This is a genomic window from Chitinophaga sp. 01L420, assembly GCF_056399985.1.
Genome location: NZ_JBFTSK010000009.1, coordinates 1 through 25,419 on the forward strand (window position 1 = coordinate 1; position 25,419 = coordinate 25,419).

Sequence of the window (25,419 nt, forward strand, 5' to 3'; positions counted from 1 at the left end):
GCGTATATTCTGGAATACCGTGTCACTAAAATAAATGGATACGTTAAATTTTCTTTGCAGCTCATTGGCAACATCCTGGAATCTGGCGGAGCGGAATACCAGTTTGTTTTTTAGCCAGGCCATTTCATCGAAGCTGCTGTCGATGCGATTGAAGGACATGTGTTGTAATGATATGGTTTCACTGTGTGTTTCTTTCGCCGTAGCGGGTGCGGTATACGTATTTTGTTTTTGATTGATGGTTACTTTTTCCCGTGGCCGGAGCAGGATCACTCTTTCCGGATCTTTTTCCGTGGTCAGCTGAATGGTGCCGGTAAATAGCGAAGCTTCCACCATAGAATCTTCTGCATAGGCTTTTACGTTAAAGGTTGTTCCCAGTACTTTGACTTCTACTGCTGCAGTAGCAACAATCATCGGCATAGACGGGTTTTTCCTGACGTCAAAATATGCTTCCCCTTCCAGGTTGATCAGCCTGTTTTTTACACCAAAATCTTTGTCGTAGCTAAGCCGGCTGCCTGAGTTTAAGGTAACCACAGAACCATCCGGTAAATGAACCGTAGTTTTAGCGCCACGTTCTGTATTGATTTTGTTACGGAAGGTGTTGCCGGTATCATGACTTAGTACCAGGTACAGGAAGGTGACGGCAGCCAGGTTGAGTGTAGCGGCTATGTACATCTTCGAATTGCGCCTGAGGTGTTTTTTGATGCTCCATGTCTGAGATGCCGCAGCAGTATTATCTGACACGGATTCGCCGAGGGCGTTTCTGAGACGCATCTCGCTCCGCTCTACCATGGAAGAATCTTCGTCTGTAATGACTTCCAGGTTGAAAACAGCGTTCAGGACTTCGCTTTGCTGGAACTCCTGCTGATGTTTCTTTAGCAGGTCCTCCAGTTCTTTCATCTCCTGATCAGAGATTTCGTGATTAAACTTTTTGGCGAGTAATTCCCAAATTCTGTCCATGTAAATGGCGGTCGTTTATTAGAAGGAGTGGTAAAACTGCCATTTACCCTTAAAGGGAATAAAAAAAATTATGTGGTGGAGAAAGTAAAGGCTTTGCTTAGTCTCTTTAAGGCAATGCCCATCTGGGTTTCCACGGTTTTAGGGGAGATATTTAATATTTCAGCTACATCGCGGTACTTGAACGATTGCTCTTTGACCAGCATAAAAATGAGCTTGCATTTGGGAGGGAGTTGGTTGATGGCGGCATTAATCCTGTTAAGCATTTCCGAAGAAATAAGTAGTTCTTCCGGGGATCGGGCTACTTCCAGCCGAAAATCTTCAATATTTTCCAGCGGCTCGGTGAGGTTCAATTGCTGTTTCAGAAAGGTGAAAGCTTTATTCCGGGCGATCACATATAAATAGACTTCAGGATTGATGACTTCAGATAATTTTTCCCGGCGTTGCCATAATTGCACAAATACATCACTGGCCAATTCTTCAGCGGATTCGCGTTGTTTCACCAATGAGTGAATCAGTTTGAATATCCTGCCAAAGTACAGGTTGTGCAGTTTCACGAGAACAATCTCTCCACCGGTGTTTTGTAGTTGCTGGAATAAAAGTCTGGCTTCGGATCCTCCTTTCATAACGTTTTGGTCACTGCTTTACAGGCAAAAGGTTGAATAATAATAAAGCATATGGAATATTAAGAAATAACTTGAGCATCTTCCCAAAAGCGCTTAGCCGGACTATTTCATCAGAATTAAATTAAGGCCATACCCATTGATTTACCAAGATTTGAGCAAAATCCGGGAAGCAAAAGTTAAAATAATACCAGCATAGAATACTTGTTTCCGGATGATGAGATGCATTTTTAGTTGTCATGTTGCAGTTGTATTAACATTAAGTTAATACAGCCGGATTACCTTTGCCGCTTCAATCAGTTTTACTGCAGTACCTATGTTTCTACCTGATGCACTGTTATCTTTAACGGACGAAGAATTACTACACTTAATGCGGTCGGGTAATGAAAGTGCATTTGCCGTCCTCTATGAACGATATTGGGAACCTTTGTATGAAGGTGCCGGTAAGCGTTTGGGGAATGTAGCTGAAGTACAGGATATTGTGCAGGACATTATGGAGAGCATCTGGAAAAAAAAGCAGCAACTGTCCACTAAAAATGGTTCGCTGGAACCTTATCTCTTTACCCTGCTTAAATACAGGATCATTGACGTGCTGGCCTTTACCCGCAAGCAGGAGATCTGTTACCATGCACTGGGTCAGTTTCTTACTTTGCAGGAACACCACGTGTTGGAAGGATTAATTTCCAAAGAGCTACAAGCCGCTATCGACCGTGAAATCGCTTCCATGCCGGTGAATATGCAAAAAGTGATTCAGTTAAGTCGTCAGCAGGATCATTCTGTTGCTGAAATAGCCCGGCATTTGTCGTTGTCGGAGCAAACCGTACGTAACCTGTTATCACAGGCGATCCGCCGGCTTAAGAGTTGCGTCACCCACTTTTACAACGATGCTTCCCCTGATACGCATTCCATTTTTATGGCAGCAGCGATCGTAGTGCTGGGGTTATAAAAAGTGTTTACAATTTGGTAACACGAATCAGAAGTATAAAACTTCCTTTTTCCCAGTAATAGTACAAGAGATGTACTATTATGAATTTCTTTCAGCAAATTTTCAGACGTTATCAGCAACATGAGTCGAACGAACAGGAACAGGAGCTGGTGAACCGTTGGTATGATGCCACCGGCAATACCCGCCGTCCCTTTTGGATGAACCAAAAGCATGTCCGGAAAACCAAAGCCGACACCTGGAAAAAAATGGTGACGGGTTTAGGATTGGAGCAATCTCCGGAATGGAATGCACCTGCACCCGATGTAAATCGTTTGTGGCTTGTAATCCGTTACAGTGCAGCGGCAATGGTGGTTGGGCTGAGTCTTTGGGGCGCACTGCAATGGTTAATGCCCTTAGGAAATCCAAGACAATTGTCTGTAGAGATGGATACTTATTCCACGGGGCGGGGCGTACGCAAGTACCTGCAACTTCCGGATGGCACAGAAGTATGGTTGAATAATGGCTCTGTTCTGAGCATCAGGAAAATGGCCGGGAGAGACCACCTGCGTGAAGTATGGTTAGCGGAAGGAGAAGCCTATTTTAAAGTCGCAAAAGATCCATTGAAGCCTTTTATTATCCATGTTGATTCCCTGCAAACCAGGGTGCTTGGTACGGCATTCAATATCCGAGCTTATCACGAACTGCAACAGGTGCAAATAACTGTAGCAGAAGGGAAAGTGCAGGTAGGGCTTTCCGGCAGTGTGCTGGATACACTTACGCGTAACATGGAGTTGGACTATCACCTGGTCAATGGTAGCTTTTCCACTACAGAAAGAAATGTATCCTCCCAAAATGGCTGGTGGAATAACCGTTTTGTACTTGACAACGCAGCCTATGATGAACTGGTACTGCGCATGAGACTACAGTATAATATCATTATCAACAGTAACAACAAACGAATACAGCAAGCCGCTTTTACCGCCAATTTCCCGCAGAATGCTTCGAAGGAGCGTGTACTGGAAACTATATGCGCCTTATATAATACACACTATACGATTAAAAAAGATACCGTTATCATTCATTAAAAAAGCTGTCCCGTTAGAGCGGGACAGCAAAACAGCCATTGGGAGATGGCTATTATTCCATTTAAACAATTGTAAAAGTATGCAAAAAAAAGACAGGCACCGTCATGGCGAACGAAGGGCGGGATGCGCCACAACAAAACTACTACTGGCAAGCATGTTACTGTTGCTCACCTGCCTGCAGAGCTATGCCCAGGGAGTATTGGATAAGAAAAATACGATCAGTTTTCCTGCTTCCTCATTAGCACAAAGATTAAAGGAAATACAACATCAAACCGGTATTACCATTGCTTTTGATGAAAATGAAACGGCGGGAATAAAAGTATCGGCGGCGAATTTTTCTAATGCCACTATGAAAGAGGTGTTACAAAAAACATTAACAGGAGTGCCTTTTAGCTGGAAGCTGACCGGAGAATCAGTGGTTATTATTGCACAACCCCAGGCCCCTCTCCCTAAAAAAGCACCGGGAAAAGTAAGTGGGAGAATCATTGATGCAGAAAACGGACAGCCCATTGAAGGTGTCACTATTCGTATTGGTGACCAAGGTGCTTTTACAGACATAAATGGTGCGTTCCTGGTTGTTCTTCCACAAGGGACTTATACCGCCAACATCAGTTATATGGGCTATGGTGCTAAAGAAGTGAGTGGAATTGATGTAAATGATCATCAGACCTTTGAACTCAACGCCACCATGAAAAGACAGAAGGGACAGCTATCTGCAGTAGTAGTAAAGGCTTCTGCAAAAAAAGAAAGCATTGCTTCTCTTTTTACCCGCCAAAAAAATGCGGCCTCGCTTTCAGATGGCATCAGTGCAGAGCAGATAGCCGCTACTCCGGATAAGCATATTGGTGAAACGTTAAAACGGATCACGGGTGTAAGCACTACAGACAATAGAAAAGTGGTGGTACGTGGCATCGCAGAAAGATACAATGTGGCTTTACTGGATGGAAGTACTTTGCCCAGCACCGATGTGCAGGAACGTGATTTTGAATTTAACCTGATTCCCAGTAACCTGGTAGAGAATATAGTAGTGGCTAAATCCATCACGCCAGATATGCTATATGGATTTGCCGGTGGCCTGGTACAAATCACTACCAAGTCTATTCCTGTATCCAACTTCATCTCTGTAAGCGGTGGACTATCGTTAAATTCCCGCACCACCGGAAAAGATTTTTACGGTTACCAACGTGGCAAGTACGATTACCTGGGGTATAATGACGGCAGCAGAAATCACTTTCCGGATGGATTGTTCGATCTGAGTAATAAATACAATCCACAGAGACCGGAAGCTCAGAATCAAATAAAATCCCCGCAGATAGGTGAACAAAACAAACGTATTGGTGGTACTGAAAGACTAGGTACCCGCACTTATAAAGCAATGCCTTCACAAAATTACCAGTTCAGCCTTGGCAGGGCTTATTCATTGAGCAAAACGAAAGAACGGAACCTGGGTTTCGTAGGCTCCCTTAGTTACCGGAACACGCAAACCAATGATTACATTGCTGATATGAGAAGAAGCAGCTGGAGCCGCCGACCTACCGTGGTAGGGGATGTATCGGACGTTAATACCGGCAATATGTCCGGTTTTAATACTACGATCGGTATGTTGCTGAATGGAGGATTCAAAACGGAAAAACATCAGATCAGCACCTACAATTTATACACTCATATATTCGATGACAGGTTTAGCCGCATAAAAGGCTGGAGCTATGAAGAGCCTAAAAATGAAGATAGCAATAAATTCCCCTTCATACAGGAAGATGACCAGCCCAAGTTCAGCGATCTGTTACAAAACAAACTAAGTGGGAGCCACCAGGCAGGCCGCGTAAAAATAGCATGGAATATTTCCCGTACCCATTTAAGAACGTTAGAACAGGACGCTGTTTCCGCAGCATTGGGGGGAAGAGAACTTGCTAATAAAACCCCGCTGTTTGTATACGCACCAGGTCAGGCTTCCGATCCGGGATGGGGAACACTACACCGGGATCAATATAGTTACAGAGAACGAAACCTGGCAGGCGACATTAGTGCAGCGATAGATGTAAAGCTGGGAAAAACAACGCATACAATTAAAACAGGCTTTAATTACCTGGATAAACATGCCTGGTACAACTGGATAGTATTGCCTATTGTCACTAAATATGGACTTGATAATCCGTATTCCACTATCCCGATACAGCAATGGGGAGATTATATGAGCATGGAACATCCTGCAAAAGATCTGTTTTATTTCCCCGGAGATTATTCACTGAACTCCTTTGAAGGAAAAAGTATCAACAAAGGTGCATTCGTGATGTTCGACAGTAAACTGTTACCTAACCTGCGGATAGTATGGGGTGTGCGGGCAGATTATTTCAAGTTGGATACTATGAAAAATGGCGCCAGCAGGGCAGAAGACAGGAACTTTAAATTGTACCTGGATGACTCTGTAAGAACTTACTTCCTCCCTTCGGTTAATATTACCTACACTCCGGTCAAGAACCTGAATGTGCGGGCCTCTTATGCAGAGAGCGTGGTGCGACCCGGCTTAATGGAAAACTCAAGGTTTTCCCGTTATAATCCTTCTTATGGCACCATTTTGAGAAGCAGGGGTGTGATAAGCACCGTTATTAAAAACTATGATGTCAAAGTGGAATGGTTTCCCGGATCCGGAGAAATAATATCTGCCGGATATTTTTACAAATACTTCGATAAACCAGCAGAATATTACACGTATGATCAGGCGAATACCGGGAAGCCTGATATTCTTATTACTAATTCTGACTGGGCAAAAGTAAGAGGATGGGAATTTGAACTGAGGAAGAATCTCGGGTTTATTTACGCGGGTTCAAATTTTCTTGAAAATATTTACCTGAGCGGCAACCTTACCTTGCAAAAATCGCAGGTAAGAGCCAGGGATAAAGTGGTGTATTCAGATCGGAATGGAACGGATTCAGTCGTCTACACTTATCTTAAATACCCCCGCGCCTTATACGGACAGGTGCCCATACTGTATAATGCAGGTATACAATATGCCGGCAAACGCCTTGGTTTAAACCTGGTATATAATTACATGGGATACAAAACTTTTGTTACCGGCAGCGACCCCAATTTTATAGAGTATGAAAGACCCCGGGGGCAGATGGATGCCCAGGTAAGTTACAAATTACTGAAAGGTAAAATGGAGGCTAAGCTCAATATGAGTAATCTAATGGACGCTCCCCATCGCTTCTTTATCAATGACAATTCAACCTTTGAATACAAACCCAACAGACCTCCCGTGTTTGCAGAATGGAACGATGCATATCAGTATAAGGAAGGCTTCTCCGAAAAGTTTGAGGAAGGGTATGTAGATGAAAAAACAAATGAACAAATTGGAGATCGTAAAACTTTGACCCGCTATATAGGCCGCACTTTCAGTTTCTCCCTTTCTTATAATTTTTAGTTCTCTAAAACAAAAAATCATGAAAAAAAGATTGAACATATTTTACCTGGTAATACCATTGTTTTTAGTTCTATTCACTGCCTGTGCAAAGGAAGGTGAGCTGATCGTAAAACCTGTACTGGAATTCAAACCACTCAGCATGGATGGATTTATATTGGGAGATGCGCTTGAACAGTATTTTGATGGCGTAAAAGTGCGCGAGTTATATGGGAGTGTGAGTTTGAGCAATGAGGTAAGTAAAATTGCCTTCGAGAAAAATGAGGTTACCATGGAGCTAAGAAGGAAAAGTAATGGTGAAACCGTGTATCAACAAAAATTCAACATCAGCAATGACACCAGTAAGGTCGCTAAATTCTATTTCGATGGCACAAAAATGAATAACAGTTATACTTATCCCACTCCTTCCGGAAGTACATATCTGGCCAATTTTTATTTCGACTTTCCGAAGGATGCCGCTGCCGTTGACCTTGTGATAGAGATCGTGGAATATTATCTTGACGAGAGCCTTACCAACCCGTTAGTATTGGTGGATACCACTTTCATCCCRCTGGCAACCAACATTAAGCCGGGGAAGTGGTCTGATTATGTAGAAATAAAGCAAATCCCGGAATTACCCAAGCATCATCCGGCATCCGAATTTCAGCCTTTTGTACGTATCAGAAAGGTCGGCAGTACTGCTTACTACTTACCTGAGAGAGGGGAGGATAACGAAATTACAGTAGAATTACCTAATGTCTGGACAACAGAAGGGAAGGTACAAAGCATATTTGTCGGCTGGGTGAAAAGAGGGGCGGCTATACAGTTGGCGCCGCAGCAGAACCTGGTAGATATTTTCAGTCATTAAGATAGTAATTACAGGAAAGCCTTTAAATCGCTGTATTTAAAGGCTTTTTTGTAATTTTCAATTATGTTATACGAACAACGGATGAAAGTGGAGCTGGAGATCTGGCAGCATAAAATGCAGCGTCAGCCATCTTTGGTGGACAGACTGTCTACCTCAGTACAGTCGCGTATTAACCGCATTATTCCACAGAAGGTACATGATGCCATTACCGTTACTATTAAACAAATGGTACGTGGTGTACTGTTCGGATCCACCTATACTGTACCTGACCAGCCTGGTTTTGCTTCGTTGTATGATATGGAAGAAGCAGTACTTCGCCGGGTGGACTTTTACCGCAAAACGGCAGCTGCGGAGGGCGGGATTACCGGCGCCGGGGGAATCTTACTGGGCCTGGCGGACTTCCCGATACTACTTGGCATGAAACTAAAACTGCTTTTTGACATCGCTACCTTTTATGGTTTTGATGTAAAAGATTATAAAGAGCGGTTGTACATCCTCTATATTTTCCAGTTGGCCTTCAGCAGCCAGGAGCATCGCCGTAACGTGTTTGAAAATGTGGAGAGCTGGAAAGATAAAAGCAGCCAACTGCCGGAGGATATTCATCGTTTCGACTGGCAACGTTTCCAGATGGAGTACCGAGATCATATAGACCTGGCCAAGCTAGGCCAGTTACTCCCTTTTGTGGGTGCAGCCGTAGGCGTGGTGGTGAATTACCGGCTCATCACGAAGCTCGGTGTTACCGCCATGAACGCCTACAGGATGCGGATTTTAGATTGACGATATTATTCTGCCCGCAATCTATCTATTGGATTTGCGCTGGCTGCCTGGAATACCCTTGTTCCAATAATAGCACTGCAGCAAAGCAACACCATCAGGAATGTACCGATGTAGGGCCATGGACCGGCAGCTGGATGATATTGATAAATAACCTGGAAAATAAACTTGTTGGTAAACAAATAACCCAAAGCAGCACCCACCACAAAAGCAATCAGGAGTATGCGTATGAACTCCCGATTTACCAGTCCGATGATTTGCAGGATCGATGCACCAAGCACTTTACGAATACCAATTTCTTTGCTTCGCTTATCAATGTTCAAAGAGATTTGTGCAAACAAACCTGATGCTGATAAAAGCAGGGTAACAATAGCCAGGAAAAATGCAATCGACTTGAAGGCTTGTGTCATACGGATTTCTTTTTCAATTAAATCCGATTGTAAATAGCCCCGGTATGGTATGTTGGGTACTAACTGGTGCCAGGTAGACTGTAAGTATTTGGTTACCTGTGGTAGTTTATCTTTATCTGCGCGAACAACCATAAACTTATAATCATCAGGTTTGGCCATGCGTAACACGCAAGGTGGCACAAGGCTGTGCAAGCCATATTCTTTGTAGTCGTTCACCACTCCAACAATCGTGTATTGGGTACTATCGAGGGTCACACGCTGGCCGAGTGGCTGTGTGAGCTGCAACCGTTGCAGAAAGGTTTCATTGACCAGGATAGACTTATCCGCGTCGGCGCCGGTATTGTAAAAATGCCGCCCCTGCATTATATGGAGCCCCATACTATGGAGGTAGGCTTCGCCTCCAACACGTGCTACCTGTGTTTGTATTTCATTCTTTTCAGTTTTGGCGCTTTGGGTGTAAGTGTCATCACCAATTTGTTGAACACATCCGGCTACGCTTTTAATTTCCGGGTTTTGTTGAGCTGCCTGGCTTAAAACGCGGTACTCCTGCGGATTATTGATTTCTACTACAGCTATCTCATTGATAGCATAACCAAAATCAACTTTCTGTTGAAAAGAAGCATTCTGGGACATTACTATACCTACCACGAGTGCGAAGCAGGATAAGCTAAATTGTGAAATCAACAGGAAACGTGTAAAACGGTTGGAAGCACCGAGGGCCGTTTTGCCTTTAAGAATCTGCAATGGCTGAAAGGAACTCACATATACTGCCGGGTATAAACCGGAAAAGATAGCACTGACAGCGGGAATGAATAACAGGAAAAGCCAGAACCCGTAATCCCTGCCATAGTCTGGTGAAAGATCAACGTTCGTCAACTGAATGACAGCTGGTAAGAGTAAGTGGACAAACAACAACGCTAATACGGCCGCCAGCAAACATAACACGATGTTCTCGGTCAGGAATTGTAAGATTAACTGGCGTTTGAAACCTCCCATTACTTTTCGGATACCGATCTCCTTTAATCTGTTACTGGCAAATGCGATGGAAATATTGGTAAAATTAAAGCAGGTAATCAGTAAAATAAACAATGACATAATGGCCGGCACTATCACAAGCACACCACGGGGATTGGCCGTTAACTGGCTGCCATACACGTATTCCGGCATATCAATATCCGAGCTTGCTGCCAACGTAGAAAAAGGCTGGAGCGTAAAACTTTCTATCGGCCAATCGGTGCGATTACGATTATGTAACGCTATGTAGGGATTGAGGTTAGCTGTTACAAAGCGCRCCGTGTTCTTATTTTTCAATTCCACAAATGTGGTAACGAGGTTTGGGTTCGCCCAATCTTCAGGAGCTAACTTTCCATGAACAAATCCATTTTCAAATGAGGTGATGATATCGAATTGAATACTTGAATTGGCCGGGATTGGCTGTGTTACCGCGGTAACCGTATACTCCTCAGGGTTACCGGCTGATCCAATGATTGTCAGCGATTGACCTATGGGCATTTGTTTGGGAAAGTATTTGTCCGCAAAAGCTGCGCTGATGATGACCTGGTTCGATTGATCAAACCCGGATAAGTTCCCGTATTTCAACGGGAACGTAAAAAAATCAAATAAGGTCTTGTCGGCATAATGGATATGCTCATCGAAAGTATGTTCTTTAATTTTTACCACAACGGACGCACTACTGAGGCGGGCAATCCGGTCAGCCCCGGCATGCTCTTTCTGCATTGCCTGCGCTAACGGTAACGGCACAACTGCCCATGGCTGCTTACTTCCATCCACTGCACGCGTGCTGTTTAACCGGTAAATATGTTCCGCATGAACGTGATTCCGGTCGAAGTTCTCCCTGTAGTTATAGTTGAGGTAAGCAAGTATACAACAGGCAATGGCAAAGCCCAGGCCTACAATGTTGAGGACTACATAAATCTTGTTGCGCCAGAGAACACGGAAAGCGATCTTCAAGTAGTTCGGAAACATAAGGTTAATTTAAAAAATACTTTTAAACTGTTAAGTGATGGCGCTATACGAGCTGTTTTAAAGTTAGCGCAGGCATTTAATTAGTTCGTGACAACTACCATACCACTTGTTCCGATATCGCTTGGTGCCCTGTGGTGGCTATGTTTAGATGTCTTTAGCGACCATCTTTACCAGTTTGCTGTGCGGATACGGACACGGGTGTTCGGTTTTAAAAGCAAAACAATTACCATTACCGTTCCGGATAAAACATTGGCGATAGTGACAGATTACACCACTGGTGCAAATCGGTTACCAGGTTCATTATTTAGAAAGTTGCCTGAGCTGTTAAAATAAATAAGCCTTCCCGTCATACGATGGGAAGGCTTATTTATTTCGATATTATTACTATCTCACAATGAATGTACTATCTATTACAATCTGCTGTCCAGGCTCTGCTATTCCTTGTAAATCCTATCACAAGTTTATCTTTGTTGATGGTGATCATACCGGTACCAGAAGATCCAATACTAATTAATGTATTATCATCTTTCTTTTCAAACTCTACACCAGTAAGGTCAGGAATGGCATCAGAGAATCTAAAGTCATATCGGGTACCTACTTTGGTAACGAAAACACTGCCACTTGCCTGGCTGATGTTTTTGTCGGCGTCAATATATCCTATTTTTCCTTTGAAGGTACCAGCAAAGATATCTACATCTGCAGGGTCGGTGCTTTTACTACAAGCGGCAAACAGCACAACGGAAAATAATAATACGCCAATAATTTTAAGCATCGATTTCATAAATTACTTTTTTGGTTATTCAATATAGATCTGATAGTGAAAATGCAATTAGCATACCAGAAGGCCATATGGGCTATATCAGGGGCGTGTTGTTATATAATATAGTATACTGAATCATACCTGCGGTATTTTGGCAGGTTTTTGTGTGGAGTTATACCCATAATGGGTAAGTATGTTGCTGTGGCGAAGCAATACAGGCGGATTTAGCGTACATTTATTACTTAGAATAGCAGCGATCGCTGTTATGAGGGAACTTAAATAAAATTTGAATGAATCCACCTGATCACTTTCCGCTTATTAAAGGAGAAATAGCAGATTATTATTATGATAATACCGGTATTTTGTATTCCTACTCTAAAAGCGTTTTAAGAACAGTTGAAAATATTTCAAACAATATCGCATTGGTAAAACAAATAACCGGGAATAAAAAAGTACCGCTATTAATTTATCTTACTAATTCTCCTGTGCCGGATAGGGAGACAAGAAAATTTTCAGCAGAACAATTACCCCATGTATATACGGCGATGGCGATGGTGTCAAAACCAGGTTTAACAAAGCTGGTCATGAATATTTTATTTAAGCTGAAAACACCACCTATCCCAATGAAGTCATTTACGAATGATGCGGAAGCAAAGGAATGGCTGCAACAGTATCTTTAGGTTGGAAGTGCCTTCCGGAGAATGAATTTAAAATGAAGCTATTTGCAATAAGAAAGATTGAACTATGCATATTATTTATCAGAGCAATACTATCATCATCCGTGAGTTTTTACCGGCAGAAATATCATTGTTTACTACGCTTTTTGAAGATGAAAAAGTTACCTGTTATTTGCCTTACCGCTCTCCTGAGCAGTATATAGAGATGTTTCATATCGCATTGGACGATTACAGAAGGGGATTGTTTAGCCGCTGGGGAGTATTCAACGCCACCGACAACGACTTTATAGGCATGTGCCTGGCGCGCAATTTCGTAGATGTACCGGGTCAGTTGGAAATAGGTTACACCCTGAGTCCGAAATACTGGGGTAAAGGTATTGGTACAGCAGTAAGCAGGGCTTTGGTGGATTATTGTTTCACCCATACGAAGGTGGACGAGGTGGTAGCCGTTACTGCTCCCGATAATATCGGTTCTCAGAAGGTGTTGGAAAAGACGGGATTTAAACGGTTGAATAATTTAGTACGGGAGTATGGTGAGGTAACCTATTTTGTGATTCAACGGTCTGTTTAGTCCGTAAATAAAAAGGGGATACTCTTTTAGTATCCCCCTGGTATGAATATTTAGTTGAATTTAAAAACTGCCAGAATAATAATCACAAAGAATATTCCCATCTGTACCAGGTAAAATATGTTGAGATTCCGCATGGCACCTTTAACCGGTTGAGAAAGATATAAGGTATTTCCATGGATATTCTTTTTTAAGGTTGATTCCTGCCGGGCCTTTACTAAAAAGCCATTCAGAATAAGAACAAGAATAAGTGTCAATTTTATTTTAAACCAGATCATGTGGGCGAAAACGCCGCCGGTACAGAACATTAAGCCCACACCTGAAGTGATCAGCAGTGCTGCTCCTATCCCTAAAAGAACACCAAGTTTTGTCATTAACTCCAATAAATTTAAGGGTGCTTCTTTTTCCAGTTCCATGCGTTTGGAGAAGTTTTTGAAAGTAACAAAATCTGCCACTGTAGTGCCGGCCATTAAAGTTAATCCTGTCAGGTGGGCGATCAGAGAAATTTGTAATAGAATCAGTGTGTTCATATTCGGGTAATTGTTTAACAGCACAAAAATCTATCATAAATATTTCCTGTTCATGCACCCAGGTTAACTAATTTATGGTGGTGATACCAGTGGGAAGGTTTTTGATTTCCCTTTTTTTTTGATGATTTTGTTAATCGGTTATGAATTATCCAAAAATCCCCTATTTTTATAGACGACCTCACAGATTGTATATAATATAATCGCATACGACTGACGAAAACTCAAATTTTTATTCCTCATTATAACTAGTAAACTATGATCACCCTGCATATTTCTTCAGACAGGTAACAGGCTGTTTTTTTATTGTCTTGTGATGGGCAACTCCCTACTGGCAAAGCCATGGACTTGCGGTGTCTTGTTGTTGGCAAGGAATGCTCCTTCCTGCTTTTTAGTTTTCCACGCTTTCATATAAAACCCAAAATATCTATTCACTTATGAGTTATTTACAGAGTCCCCGTTTGCAGTTTTCGGGAAAATTCCAGGCCGATCCTTCCACGGTAAACAATGATCCGCAACACTTCAACACCGATCAGTTCCAAACCAGTTACGATATGCCTGGCCCGGGTGCCAGCAATGGCTGGTGGAATCCTACTGGTACCGGTGCCTGGCGCTTTTATAATTGTTCCGTAAAACGGGTATATTACCTGGACGGTACTTTTTGCGATGACCCGGCCGAAGACCCGGTTGTTGGTTTGGCGGTAACTGGCGCTGATGGCCGCGCAGAAGGAAAAATCGTTGACCTTGACCCCGAGCAGCAGATGGTATCTGAGCTATGGGGCTTCCAGGTAATTGTGGGGGAAGATAATAAGACCGGCTTCCGGGGCGACTTTAAAGAGGCCCCCTTCGGTGACATCTGGGTGCGCTATCCACCGGGACAACCAGATTCTTTCTTTGGCGCCTACTACCAGAGCGTGCTGAATATTACCAAATGGGCGAACCTGGGAGAATCCCGGTTTCTGAAAGAGTTGGCCTCTGTAACACCTAAAGGAGTGATACCGGAAAAACTCAGTATTAAATTCAACGTAGATGGCTTCCAGGATAACTCTTCGCAGGAGGATTTTACCCTGGGCCGCGTGGTGGGTACCATTGGTCAGCAGGGCGTGCAGGAGCCTGATTATTTTACGGCAGGAAGGATGCTGAGTGCTGTTCCCGGCGCGGGCTTCAACCTGAATACCGCATATTGCGTAGTAGATAACAATGTGCTGAGTATTGACCTCGGTAACAGTTGTCCTACCAAGAGTGTGGGTGGCCCCGTTGCCGACAACGGTAAGCTTTACCTGGGGGTAACCCCTGCAAACGGCACTCCGGTGTCGCTGGGTGAAATCAGGTATCTCGACCCCGCCTGGTATACGCTCACGGGAGGGATTGTTTCGATGACCTTAAGTGCCGAACAGGCTACACTGGTGGCTTCCAATCCACTGGCGGTTTTTGCGGGCTTTCCCGGTCCCCTTACCCCGATGGTCTTATCAGAGAATAGTGCAGGTACTTTCTTGCGGGCTGATAAATTTGTGTTCAGGATGAACCCCGGCGAAAAGCAGGTGACTAAATTTTATGCCACTGCTTTCGGAAAACCATTACCCAATGCGCCTATTACGCTGATATATGATCCTACTACTATTGAAGGACAAATAAAGCAAGGGCCGGTATCGGGACCAACAAATGTTGGGCAACCCCAATCTGCCTTTACGTTTCCGCTTACGGTTACCACCGGTGCTGATGGCACAGTGGAACTCCCGTTGACTGCCGCCAATCCGGGTAACCCCAGGAGGTATATAGATGGACAGGTATATGGGGTGGCCTATCAGCTGGGTACAACACCGCCAATAGCAGGCGCCATACAAAACGGTAATCAGCTGTTAAATGCCCTGATATACACCGAATATGAGGTGCCGGACGAACCTAACTGGGTAGAACATGTACAGCCTATCTTCCAGCAGTATGCTGATCTGTATCCGGTCATGAAACCAATTGTAGATCTGTCGGATTATGCGCAGGTAAGACAACGGATTAATATCCTGAAGAATGTTTTTCATACGCCTATTACCAGCCCCAATTATATGCCGGTTACCCGTGATCTCTCCGGAGGTAAACTGCATATGATCCGCAAATGGCTGGATAATCCTGTTTATATGAACCTGGACTCCGTAGAGGATCTGGTCCGGGCGCTACAAACAGCTATTGAACTGGAACATTCCACTATTCCGCCATACCTCTGCGCATTATATAGCATTAAGCCCAATTGCAATGTGGAAGTATCCGGGTTGATCCGTAGTGTGGTGATAGAGGAAATGTTGCATATGGCACTGGTATCAAACATCATGATTTCCATAGGAGGCAGTCCTAATATCTCTCATTCGCGTTTTGTGCCTAAGTACCCGGGTTCCTTACCAGGGGGATTACGTGCAGGTCTTACCGTTCGTTTAAGGCGCTGCTCTATAGATCAGATACGCGACTGCTTTATGTCGATCGAAGAACCGGAAGAAATTATCCAGCAGCGTTTCAGATCCCTGCGTCCTGCACTGATGGGAGAAGAAAGTCTGTACACGATTGCCTGGTTCTACCAGCAAATCAAAAAAGCGCTGATAGATTTGAACGAGGTAGGAAAAATCACCTTCGGTCATGCTGAGAAACAGGTATCTGACTGGAGCGGTATGGGTAAACTGTATGTGATCACTTCTCTTGAGGATGCCCTGAACGCCATTGATGAAATCATGGACCAGGGAGAAGGTACCAAAGCTACCAATCCTTACGACGGACAAGGTGAATTGTCGCACTATTATAAATATGCAGAGATAGTGGCTGGTCATCACCTGGTGAGTAATGGAGAGACTTATACGTATACCGGGACTGCTATTCCTTTTGATGAAGCAGGCGTATATCCGATGGCTGATGATCCGCAGCCGGCTAATTATACGAAGGGGTCTACTGCCCATATTTTGGCTACGCAGTTTGCACAGCAGTATCAGGCATTGTTAAATGGCCTGCACCGGACATTTAACGGGGAGCCTCATTTTTTGAGGGAAGCCATCGGATCGATGTATTCGCTGGATCTGTTGGCGCGTAAGCTCATGCAAACGCCTTCCGGATTGAATGATGGGACTACTGCCGGACCAGCATTTCAGTTGCTTTACAAAGTATAAATGATTCACTTTAAATGTATACAGGCCAGCCCGCTAAGGGCTGGCCTGTTGCGTTTAAACAAAAGTTTGGAAAGAACCCTTCCGAGCTGTTGAAGGCCGCTGTAAAATAAGGCCAATGCTTTTACTTTGGCTGGTATTGAATTTCTCTTTCGATGATATACCGGGCTTTGTTGTTGACAAACTGTACCTTCTTTACCCAGTTATTTTGCTCATCGTATTCATATGTATAAGTATAGGTTGCATCTGCACTGCCATCGGAATTGAATGCCTGTTCCCCGACCATGTTATTGTATTCGTCATATGTATAATGACTCATCCTGTTTAATACATCTGTTTCCTTAAAATTTTTATATACTATTTCATTACCTGCATCGTCATAGGCATAATGATGGATTCGATCAATGGCGCCATCAGCTTTCCTGTCAATCCTTTCTATCATCTGTCCTTTTTCATTGTACTCATAAGAGGTTTCGCCGCCGGGTCTGTCTTTTTTATAAAATGATTTGTCTGTTATCTTATTTCCGGCTGCATCATATACGCTTAAAACTTTAGCGGTAATACCTTTTCCTTTCTCACTCATTTGCCATTCTATTTCCTGTCCCAGTGTATTGAACAGGGAAACAAATTTGCGATACACGGTACCATCTGCAGCTACTTCTTTTTCTTCTTTCAGATTTTTTGTGGTATCGTATTTGAAAATTCGTTTGGTGTCTAATTTTCCATTATCGTTCCATCGGCTTTTCTCTGATAAATCCCCTTTAGCGTTAAACATCGCGGCAAAAGTGTTTTCATCTCTATATACCGGCTCGCCTTTCACTATTCCTTCTGCCGTAGTATCGGCGCCGAATTTAATGGAGGTGATACTGGAAATCTTTCCGTTTAAATGCATGGTTTATCGGATTGTTGGGTTCAATTTTATCATGTTAATGCCAGGGATGTGCTGGCAGGGTATCCGTGAATGTACTAAATCAAGCTGAAAAATTCTGCCTGAGAAACATTAATTTGCTGCACGTTTGTCAACAGCATTCTTTTTATATGGAAACAATCAAATGGGGTATTATTGGTTGCGGTGACGTAACAGAAGTGAAAAGCGGCCCCGCTTTTAATAAAGTCCCCAACTCATCGCTGGTAGCGGTGATGCGCAGAGATGCAGCTAAAGCAAAGGATTACGCCATGCGGCATGGTGTACCTAAGTGGTATGACGATGCCGCACAGCTGATCCATGATCCGGAAGTAAATGCAATATATATAGCAACGCCACCATTGCAGCATGAAGACTATACACTGATGGCCATCGCTGCCGGTAAACCGGTGTATGTGGAAAAGCCGATGACCCTGAATGCCGCTGCTGCCATTCGTATGAATGAAGCAGCGCTCAGCAGTAACATCAAGTTGAGCGTTGCGCACTACCGCAGAGCGCAGCCGGTGTTTTTAAAAGTAAAGGAACTATTGGCAGACAATGCTATCGGTGCTATACGTTTTGTATCCTTACAAATGTTGCAGCCACCGGCTTCTAAGCTGATTGCAGATTCCGCTGCTAACTGGCGCCTGGATCCGGCTATTTCCGGCGGTGGTTTATTTCATGATCTGGCCCCGCATCAGCTGGATTTAATGATTTACTTTTTTGGAGAAGTAGCGCATGCGGCTGGAATTGCGGTGAATCAGGCGGATCTGTCGCCGGCAGACGACCTGGTAACCGGGCATATTTTATTTAAGAATGGCGTTGTTTTCAATGGCACCTGGTGTTTTACTGTGTCAAAAGAGGATCAGGAAGATGTGTGTGAAATAACCGGGTCGGCTGGCACGATCAGCTTCCCGGTGTTTGGAAGTAAGATCAGCCTGCGTAAAGACGGGCTATCAGAAACATTTACTTTTGATGCATTGCCACATGTGCAACAGCCGATGATCGAACAGGTAACGAATTATTTTTTAGGGAAAGGAGCTAATCCTTGTTCCGCAGCGCAGGCGATATTGTCTATGCAACTAATGGATAGCTTTACGCAGCAACTGTAAATATCTTACAAAAGAAAAAAGCCTGGGACACGTAGTTGTTCCAGGTGCCGGAGGGGATTATTTTTTCTTCTTTGTTGCTGATTTTTTCTCATTTTCCTTTACCCGGAATTTTACAATTTTGCTTATCAGGGCCAATGGCATTGGCTCATCCAGCGGAAACTGAACAGACCCTTTCCCGGTTTTGTATCCGGCCAGTTCCGCTTTGAATTGCTCCATTCCCGATGGGATGGGATAAAACCCGATATGGTTTTTGAAGGCCGCAAAATACACCAGGTGGCCGTTTTGCTTAAAGGCGGGCATGCCATAGCTGATGGTTTCTTCCGCTTCGGGGGCCGATTTTTTAACAGTGGCACGTACCTGTTCCAATATCTCCTGAATGTCTGGCGGAAAGCCGGCGATGTATTCATCTATAGTGCTGATAAGCGTACTTTTCATGGCGATCAGTAGTTTGAGTAACCCTACAAATTTAGGGTTTCGCTTTCAGAGAGGTGCGGTGTGAAGGCGACATTACCTGGTGCTATACGCGACAAAAAGAGGCGGCCACATAAGTATCCCGAATAAAATAAAATTATTACGGTTTATAATTACCTTTATTACGCTACTTTCCTTCATGTGAAAAGTATTCATTCATAGAGAACCGGCCAAATCATTTATGACACATCCAACAGCGTCCGCCGAACCCAAAAAGTTATTAGGACTTGACCACTTGCGGGCTTTAGCCATTATTATGGTACTGTTTTATCACTACCGCATGTTTGCGCACCCCGAGTGGGTGGATACAATAATGGGCTTCGGCTGGACGGGGGTAGACTTATTCTTTGTATTAAGTGGCTTCCTGATTTCTTCGCAGCTGTTTGAAAGAATGGCCAGGGGGAAAGCCATTTCCCTGCCGGAATTTTTCATTAAACGTTTTTTTAGAATTATTCCACCTTACCTGGTGGTGCTGGCCATTTATTTTTTGATCCCTGCTTTCCGGGAAAGGGAAAGCTTGCCGCCACTGTGGAAGTTTCTGGCTTTTACACAAAACCTGGGGTTAGATCTTAAAACCAGCGGCACCTTTTCACATGCATGGTCGTTGTGTGTGGAAGAACATTTTTATTTGTTTTTTCCATTGGTGCTGGCGGCTTTGATCGCTTTTAAAGTAGAAAAGAAGGGCTGGGTGCTGTTGGTGGCGCTGTTTCTTTTTGGTTTCGGGATCCGGCTATATAGCTGGCATTACCTGATTGTGCCTACGGCAGCAGCAGATAATGCATGGAAATACTGGTACATGTATATGTACTATCCCACTTACAACCGGTTAGATGGTTTATTGGCCGGGGTGTCTATTGCCGCATTGTTTGCCTTCAAGCCATCTGTAAAAGAAAGAATTACAAAGCATGGTAATGCGATTTTAGGCATCAGTATATTGGTGTTGGCAGGCGCCTGGTTTTTGTGTGAAGACCAGAGTGGCTTTGCTGCTTCTATCTTCGGATATCCACTGATATCTGTGGGATATGGATTAATGGTCATCGCTGCGGTGAGCCCCTCCGGTTTTCTATACCGGGCGAGTAGCCGTGCTACAGCTTTGATCGCGAAGCTCTCTTTTGTACTTTATTTATCGCATAAGGGCGTGATACACCTGGTGCAGCCGCTCTTTGAAAAAGCGGGGATGGCTCCCAAGGGTAACCTGATGTTGGTGGCGAGTTTGCTGGCAGCGCTGGCGGGGGCTTTTGTGCTGAATAAAATAGTGGAGGTGCCCTTCCTGCGGCTCCGGCAGCGGGTGTTGAATAAACGAAAATTGAATAAGGCAACAGTGGCAGTGGAAACCGTGACGTCTCCTTTTCTGAAGCTGTGAAAGGACGGTGAGGTGGGCATCTCTATCAATGATAAAGACTCATGGAAGCCCCTCCCTTTGCCGATCGCTATTCTAAGGTGGGCATCTATGTGGGGTGAATCGGGATGGTACAGTTGCATATGTTATAAATTAGTGGCCCATGTCAGCAATTGAGCCAGGCATGCTTCAAAATTCAAATTTTATAATCTTGTGCAGGCAGGAAAAAAGCCGCCGGATCACCCCGACCCGGCGGTGTATATGCATAAATGTTACCTGTAATTACACTCACGGTGCCTGGTAAGGTCCGCCGGGTTCTCCCCATCCCCATTTGGGCATAGGCTCATCGGGATTCATCTGGACTTCTTCTTCATTGGAGTTGATCACCGCTATCCGGGTGCCCCATTCTATATAAGCTACAAAGGCAGAGCGGAACTCCGGATCTGCCGGCAAATCCATTTCATCTGCGGTAGCGAGTAACAGCTGCACCCATTTTTGCCGGTGTGCTTCCGTCAGATGTTTCCCCAGGTGTTTCTGAATCATGGCTGCATGTGATCCTTCTCCTCCGCTGTATAGTTTTGGTCCGCCAAAGACTTCGGCGATAAAATGGGCTACATGCAACTGGTGTTCGGGCGACATATGTTTAAATACCGGGCCTAATAATTGATCCAGTACCACTTTGTCGTAAAATGCACGGATCAGTTTTTCAAATACCGGCATACCACCGGCCCATTCGTACAATGTTGGGATACTTTTGTTGGTCATTTTTTAAGTAAAGCTAAAAAGGTTAAACATGGTAATCAAGAGCCTACCAAAAAGTAAGTGCGGTGAACTTGTTGGCCCTGGCGCATTTGCGGCATCGGTGAACAAGATGTTTACACTACCAGAAGGAAAAGGTATTTCAAGTTATGCTTTTTTCTGCCGGAGGCAAATTTTGTGTGCGCACTATTTTATAAAAAGGGATTGTTATTTTATGTGTTCCCTCTTTTATGAGAAATTGTATGTTGTATCTTGAGAGTAAATATTTATGAAATGAAACACCTCGTGTTATCTCTCCTATGCACCGTTTCGCTTACCGCAACAGCACAACAAACCAGACCCGTAGATGCTATTCTTGATGAGTTTTACCATCATCCGGAACATATCATGGTGGCGGCACACCGCGCTGCCCATACCAAATATCCGGAAAACTCACTGGCCGCTGTACAGGAAGCCATTGATCAGGGAATCGACATCGCAGAAATTGATGTGCAGGAAACAAAAGATCATATACTCATCATTATGCATGATGATAACATTACCCGCGCCACCGGAAAAACAGGTAAAATAATAGACTATACCTACGCCGAATTATTGCAATTCCCACTGTTATACAACGGGCAGCCTACGAAAGAAAAGATTCCCACGTTTGAACAACTGCTGCAGCTCACCAAAGGGAAAATTATGGTGGATGTAGACTTTAAAGCGGACAGTAAAGAAGCTGCCAAACAGGCCGTAGCGCTGATTGCCGCCCGCCAAATGGAAGACCAGGTATTATTCTTTATTTACGAACATCCGTTTGCAACACAGCTGCTGGAGTGGAATTCGAAATTACCCGTCATGCCGAGGGCGCACAACGTAAGTGAGATAGGAGAGATCCTGAAAATGGGTAAGTTCCCCGTGATCCATATAGACGATTCTTTTTATGCTGATTCATTGATGCAACGCATTACCCGTAGTGGAACAAGGATCTGGATCAATGCACTGGGAAAATATGATAAGATGGAGGAACAACAGGCAGATAGCGGGTTTGATCAGCGGATCAGAGACGCAAAGTATGCCAACGCTATCCAGACGAACTTTCCGGAAAAACTATTGGCATACCTGCGTAAGAAAGGCCTGCACAAATAATTATTCAGCAGGATAATATTGTTTTAACCAGGTAATCATTTTGGTAAATACGTCCATAGAAGCTGTTAACCCCATCCCATGTTTTTCTGTTGGATACAACTCAAATTGTGTGGGGATGTTCAGCGAAGTTAATTTCCCGTGTAATTTCTCCGCCTGACTTACATGCACCAATGGATCTTCCCCGCCATGGAAGAGGATAGTAGGTACTCCACTTGCTTTGGTAAGTTGGTAATACGGGCTGGCATCAAAAGCGATTTTTGCCGCCGGATCAGGTTCACCAAGCAGGTGCGCTACTTTTTCATCTGCATCTTTATTTTCCTGCCGTACTTTTTTGTCAGTGAAATCTGTTGGTCCCCACAAATCCACCACTGTTTTTACCTGGTGCAAACTATCACAGGCATATGCATATTGCAGGGCAAGATAAGCCCCTGCACTACCACCAATCAATGCAAACTGGCTACCATCGAATTTCAGTTTTTTAGATTTGGAAGAAATGAAGGCCAATGCTTTCCGCACATCATCTAGTTGAGCGGGATAAATATTTTTGTTATCCCTGATCAGGCGATAGTTCATGGATACTACGCCATAATGCAGTCTGCCGGCCAGTTCTTCGATGAGTTGTTTAGGGAATTCTTTTTTGTCGCCACCGGTCCAGCCGCCGCCATGCAGGTATACAATTATTTTGGTATTGGCGTTATGGTTTTCCGGCATGTAGGCATCCAGCATATTATCTTCGCCTGCATCACCATAGGGAACGTTGCGCAGCGTAATATAAGTGGGTGCGGCGGTAGCTACAGCAGGGAGCATAGCGGTGCCGGTGATGCCATCGCGGAGATTATTTTTAACGAGATAGTTCACCAATGCTTCGGGATGATCGCTTTGTATGCCTTGTACTCCTTTACGCATCGCGGCGTTCCAGTCGGCCGGGCCTTCTGTAGGTGTTTGTGCATCCAGCCACACGGCTACGTTGTGTTTTCGGGCAACTGCCAGCATCGCGCTGTCAGTAACATTATCCAGTACCGATAGTGCAATGTTGTCGAGGAAATAATTCAGCTGTTCAGGACTGTTCATTTCATCGGGTACACTGCTCATCAGGGGCACTTGTGGTGCGATTTTTCTCCAGGGCTTATATTGTTCTTTTTTATTGAGATAAACAATTACCTGTTTCTCCATTCCTGCTGCCTGCATCTGCTTCCAGGTTTCGGCTACATCGGCGTCTTTAAAGTCCAGGTAAATATTCACTTTGCCTTTGCAGGCCTGTAGTGCTTCTGCAAACGTAGGCACGCGGTAGTCTTTGCCGTCTTTACTATTTACCTTTAGCTGTTTGATAGCAGCAAGCGTAAGATCGGCTACGTTGCCTTTGCCATTGGTCATACGGTCAACGGTGCCATCATGCATCAGCACCAGTTGTCCGTCTTTGGTGGTGCGTATATCCAGTTCTGCATAGTCAGCGCCGCATTGAATGGTAGCTGCTATTGCTGCTACTGTATTTTCCGGCATGGTTACATGGTTGCCACGATGCGCTACTACCACAAATTTATTTTTGGTAACAGGCAGCGGTGAGGCTGCCTGTTGCGCGATGGCGGAATAAATAAAGAGAAAGGTGCCGGCGAATATGATGAGTCTTTTCATGTGCAGGTTTGATTATAGAATCTTTTTGGTATCGGTCACGAATACACGGGTACTCACGGTATAGGTGCCGCCGGTGGGGTTGCTGTACTGCAGGTCCACATAAAAGGCGCGATAGCCGCTTGCCGGCAGTGGGGTGCTTACTTTTACGGTAGACTGATGTGCTTTACCCAGATTTTGCGATGCCCATTTGTCATTGCGGAAGTCAAGATCGGGAGAATAGGCCGACCACAATATCACGTCTACCAGTTTGTCGGCACTGGACTTTGCCGTGAGCTGTATTTTGCCATGACGGGTTTTGGTGCTCCAGCTGCATTCAGGGTATGCCTGCTGATTCAGTGTGGTACCAAAGAAAGCGCTGAGTCCTTCGAACGCATGTTTTTTGTCGCCCAGGTTATGTCCGGCGTTGGGGGTATAGTTGAGCATGTTTTTACCGGGGATACTATCCAGGTAATTTTTGATGTTATCTACTACCCAGTATTCGTCGTTGGTGCCCATGAATATCATCTTGGGCATGGTCAGTTGCCGACGGTACGAATAGGGATCAATCATGGTGTTAATAGCCAGTCCGCCTTCGGTATGCGCTGTTTGCGGAATGCCGAGTTTTACATAATCTTCTATTTGTATGCTGTACTCATGCCATGTTTTAATCTGGTAATCCAGACTTACCGGCATATTTAATACATCAATAACCATAGGAGCAATGGCTGCTACACGGGCATCATTTGCGCCGGTGAGCCAGGTTGTCCAGCCGCGCTTGGATGCGCCGGAAACCAGGAAGCGGTTAATATTATGCAAGCCCTTTTCTTTTGTAAATGCCTGTACTACGTCCATAGCACGCACGGCACTTTTTACCATTGGAAACAGGAGCGGCCAGGTATAGTCACCATCTTCTTTGAAGTTGTGAAGGGTAAAAGATATCAGGGCATCTTCCGTCAGGTTTTTAAAGAGCGGCTGATTGGGAGTTTGTCTGAGTACTGCTGTTACCGCATTGTTGGTGCCGGCTACTACCGCCATCTGCTGATACAGTTCGTCCGAAGGCCCGTTCCAATTAGGGAGTCCTTCTTTCACAGAGCCGCCGGTGATAAATAACAGGGCGCCATCATAGTTCACTGCGGGAGGAACAAAAACGGTGAGCTGATGCGTCCAGGTGTATTCCCGCCACTTTTGGGAAGTGAGCAGGATGCTATAAGCTTTTACATTATTGACCGTAAAAGAGTCTTTGAGTTCCCAGTGAAAGGACTTGTCTCCGTTGTTCAGATAGCTTTTCAGGGCTGTGGCTGGCGTAACGGTTTGCTGGGCAAAGGCTGCCGTCAGGAAAAGCAGGTTGACAAATAATGCGGTCGTGGTTTTTAAAAATAGTTGCTTCATATGCGGATG

Annotated in this window: 21 protein-coding genes; 11 read left to right on the forward strand and 10 right to left on the reverse strand. The window is 44.4% G+C overall.

The features are described 5' to 3' along the window. Positions 1 to 957, reverse strand: a 957-nt coding sequence (locus tag AC1DP6_RS11335; RefSeq protein ID WP_477054893.1) for a FecR family protein, incomplete at its 3' end; no start/stop codon positions are given. 68 nt (positions 958 to 1,025) lie between these two features. Continuing rightward, complete coding sequence (locus tag AC1DP6_RS11340; protein WP_477026672.1) at positions 1,026 to 1,580, reverse strand: RNA polymerase sigma factor; 555 nt, start codon at positions 1,578 to 1,580, stop codon at positions 1,026 to 1,028. A 313-nt stretch (positions 1,581 to 1,893) separates the two neighbouring features. Here AC1DP6_RS11340 and AC1DP6_RS11345 point away from each other — a divergent pair, with 313 nt between their 5' ends. The 5 genes from AC1DP6_RS11345 (at position 1,894) to AC1DP6_RS11365 (ending at position 8,629) form a co-directional block, all read left to right on the forward strand. Continuing rightward, positions 1,894 to 2,523 (forward strand): RNA polymerase sigma factor, encoded by a 630-nt coding sequence (locus AC1DP6_RS11345; protein WP_477054894.1) that lies wholly within the window; start codon positions 1,894 to 1,896, stop codon positions 2,521 to 2,523. 80 nt (positions 2,524 to 2,603) lie between these two features. Further along, positions 2,604 to 3,587, forward strand: coding sequence for a FecR family protein (locus AC1DP6_RS11350; protein WP_477054895.1), 984 nt, complete (start codon positions 2,604 to 2,606; stop codon positions 3,585 to 3,587). A 79-nt stretch (positions 3,588 to 3,666) separates the two neighbouring features. Further along, complete coding sequence (locus AC1DP6_RS11355) at positions 3,667 to 7,008, forward strand: TonB-dependent receptor (RefSeq protein ID WP_477054896.1); 3,342 nt, start codon at positions 3,667 to 3,669, stop codon at positions 7,006 to 7,008. A 19-nt stretch (positions 7,009 to 7,027) separates the two neighbouring features. Next, positions 7,028 to 7,852, forward strand: a complete 825-nt coding sequence (locus AC1DP6_RS11360) for a hypothetical protein (RefSeq protein WP_477054897.1) — start codon at positions 7,028 to 7,030, stop codon at positions 7,850 to 7,852. Positions 7,853 to 7,915: 63 nt separating this feature from the next. Then, complete coding sequence (locus AC1DP6_RS11365) at positions 7,916 to 8,629, forward strand: EcsC family protein (protein ID WP_477054898.1); 714 nt, start codon at positions 7,916 to 7,918, stop codon at positions 8,627 to 8,629. A 5-nt stretch (positions 8,630 to 8,634) separates the two neighbouring features. Here the strand turns inward: AC1DP6_RS11365 and AC1DP6_RS11370 are convergent, their stop codons facing one another. Together AC1DP6_RS11370 and AC1DP6_RS11375 are read right to left on the reverse strand one after the other, a co-directional pair. Continuing rightward, a complete protein-coding gene (locus AC1DP6_RS11370; protein WP_477054899.1) occupies positions 8,635 to 11,022 on the reverse strand; it encodes an ABC transporter permease in 2,388 nt (795 codons plus the stop codon). A 403-nt stretch (positions 11,023 to 11,425) separates the two neighbouring features. Further along, positions 11,426 to 11,803 carry a hypothetical protein gene (locus AC1DP6_RS11375; RefSeq protein WP_477054900.1) on the reverse strand — a complete coding sequence of 126 codons (378 nt, stop codon included), beginning with the start codon at positions 11,801 to 11,803 and terminating at the stop codon, positions 11,426 to 11,428. A gap of 269 nt (positions 11,804 to 12,072) precedes the next feature. Here AC1DP6_RS11375 and AC1DP6_RS11380 point away from each other — a divergent pair, with 269 nt between their 5' ends. Together AC1DP6_RS11380 and AC1DP6_RS11385 are read left to right on the forward strand one after the other, a co-directional pair. Next, positions 12,073 to 12,462, forward strand: a complete 390-nt coding sequence (locus AC1DP6_RS11380) for a SpoIIAA family protein (RefSeq protein ID WP_477054901.1) — start codon at positions 12,073 to 12,075, stop codon at positions 12,460 to 12,462. Between the two features lie 64 nt (positions 12,463 to 12,526). Continuing rightward, positions 12,527 to 13,030, forward strand: coding sequence for a GNAT family N-acetyltransferase (locus AC1DP6_RS11385; protein ID WP_477054902.1), 504 nt, complete (start codon positions 12,527 to 12,529; stop codon positions 13,028 to 13,030). A 50-nt stretch (positions 13,031 to 13,080) separates the two neighbouring features. Here the strand turns inward: AC1DP6_RS11385 and AC1DP6_RS11390 are convergent, their stop codons facing one another. Further along, the gene (locus AC1DP6_RS11390) at positions 13,081 to 13,557 is read right to left on the reverse strand and encodes a hypothetical protein (protein WP_477054903.1); all 477 of its coding nucleotides are present in this window, start codon (positions 13,555 to 13,557) and stop codon (positions 13,081 to 13,083) included. A gap of 434 nt (positions 13,558 to 13,991) precedes the next feature. On the opposite strand from AC1DP6_RS11390, the gene AC1DP6_RS11395 reads away from it, so the two are divergent. Continuing rightward, positions 13,992 to 16,697, forward strand: coding sequence for a ferritin-like domain-containing protein (locus AC1DP6_RS11395; protein ID WP_477054904.1), 2,706 nt, complete (start codon positions 13,992 to 13,994; stop codon positions 16,695 to 16,697). A 121-nt stretch (positions 16,698 to 16,818) separates the two neighbouring features. Here the strand turns inward: AC1DP6_RS11395 and AC1DP6_RS11400 are convergent, their stop codons facing one another. Next, positions 16,819 to 17,586, reverse strand: a complete 768-nt coding sequence (locus AC1DP6_RS11400; RefSeq protein WP_477054905.1) for a hypothetical protein — start codon at positions 17,584 to 17,586, stop codon at positions 16,819 to 16,821. Positions 17,587 to 17,732: 146 nt separating this feature from the next. Here AC1DP6_RS11400 and AC1DP6_RS11405 point away from each other — a divergent pair, with 146 nt between their 5' ends. Continuing rightward, positions 17,733 to 18,710, forward strand: a complete 978-nt coding sequence (locus AC1DP6_RS11405; RefSeq protein ID WP_477054906.1) for a Gfo/Idh/MocA family protein — start codon at positions 17,733 to 17,735, stop codon at positions 18,708 to 18,710. Positions 18,711 to 18,767: 57 nt separating this feature from the next. On the opposite strand, the gene AC1DP6_RS11410 is transcribed toward AC1DP6_RS11405, so the two are convergent. After that, entirely contained in the window at positions 18,768 to 19,145 is a 378-nt protein-coding gene (locus tag AC1DP6_RS11410) for an iron chaperone (protein WP_477054907.1), read from the reverse strand. A 217-nt stretch (positions 19,146 to 19,362) separates the two neighbouring features. Between AC1DP6_RS11410 and AC1DP6_RS11415 the strand changes: the two genes are divergently transcribed. Next, positions 19,363 to 20,544: an acyltransferase family protein gene (locus AC1DP6_RS11415; RefSeq protein WP_477054908.1), complete on the forward strand. Its 1,182-nt coding sequence runs from the start codon at positions 19,363 to 19,365 to the stop codon at positions 20,542 to 20,544. A gap of 264 nt (positions 20,545 to 20,808) precedes the next feature. Here AC1DP6_RS11415 and AC1DP6_RS11420 read toward each other — a convergent pair whose 3' ends face one another. Further along, a complete protein-coding gene (locus AC1DP6_RS11420) occupies positions 20,809 to 21,285 on the reverse strand; it encodes a group II truncated hemoglobin (protein ID WP_477054909.1) in 477 nt (158 codons plus the stop codon). Positions 21,286 to 21,552: 267 nt separating this feature from the next. Between AC1DP6_RS11420 and AC1DP6_RS11425 the strand changes: the two genes are divergently transcribed. Next, positions 21,553 to 22,410, forward strand: a complete 858-nt coding sequence (locus AC1DP6_RS11425; protein ID WP_477054910.1) for a glycerophosphodiester phosphodiesterase family protein — start codon at positions 21,553 to 21,555, stop codon at positions 22,408 to 22,410. Here AC1DP6_RS11425 and AC1DP6_RS11430 read toward each other — a convergent pair whose 3' ends face one another. Both AC1DP6_RS11430 and AC1DP6_RS11435 read right to left on the reverse strand, forming a co-directional pair. Further along, on the reverse strand, positions 22,411 to 24,042 hold the full coding sequence (locus AC1DP6_RS11430) for a glycerophosphodiester phosphodiesterase family protein (RefSeq protein WP_477054911.1): 1,632 nt from the start codon (positions 24,040 to 24,042) through the stop codon (positions 22,411 to 22,413). A 12-nt stretch (positions 24,043 to 24,054) separates the two neighbouring features. Next, positions 24,055 to 25,410: a PhoPQ-activated pathogenicity-related family protein gene (locus tag AC1DP6_RS11435; RefSeq protein WP_477054912.1), complete on the reverse strand. Its 1,356-nt coding sequence runs from the start codon at positions 25,408 to 25,410 to the stop codon at positions 24,055 to 24,057. Positions 25,411 to 25,419 lie beyond the last annotated feature (9 nt).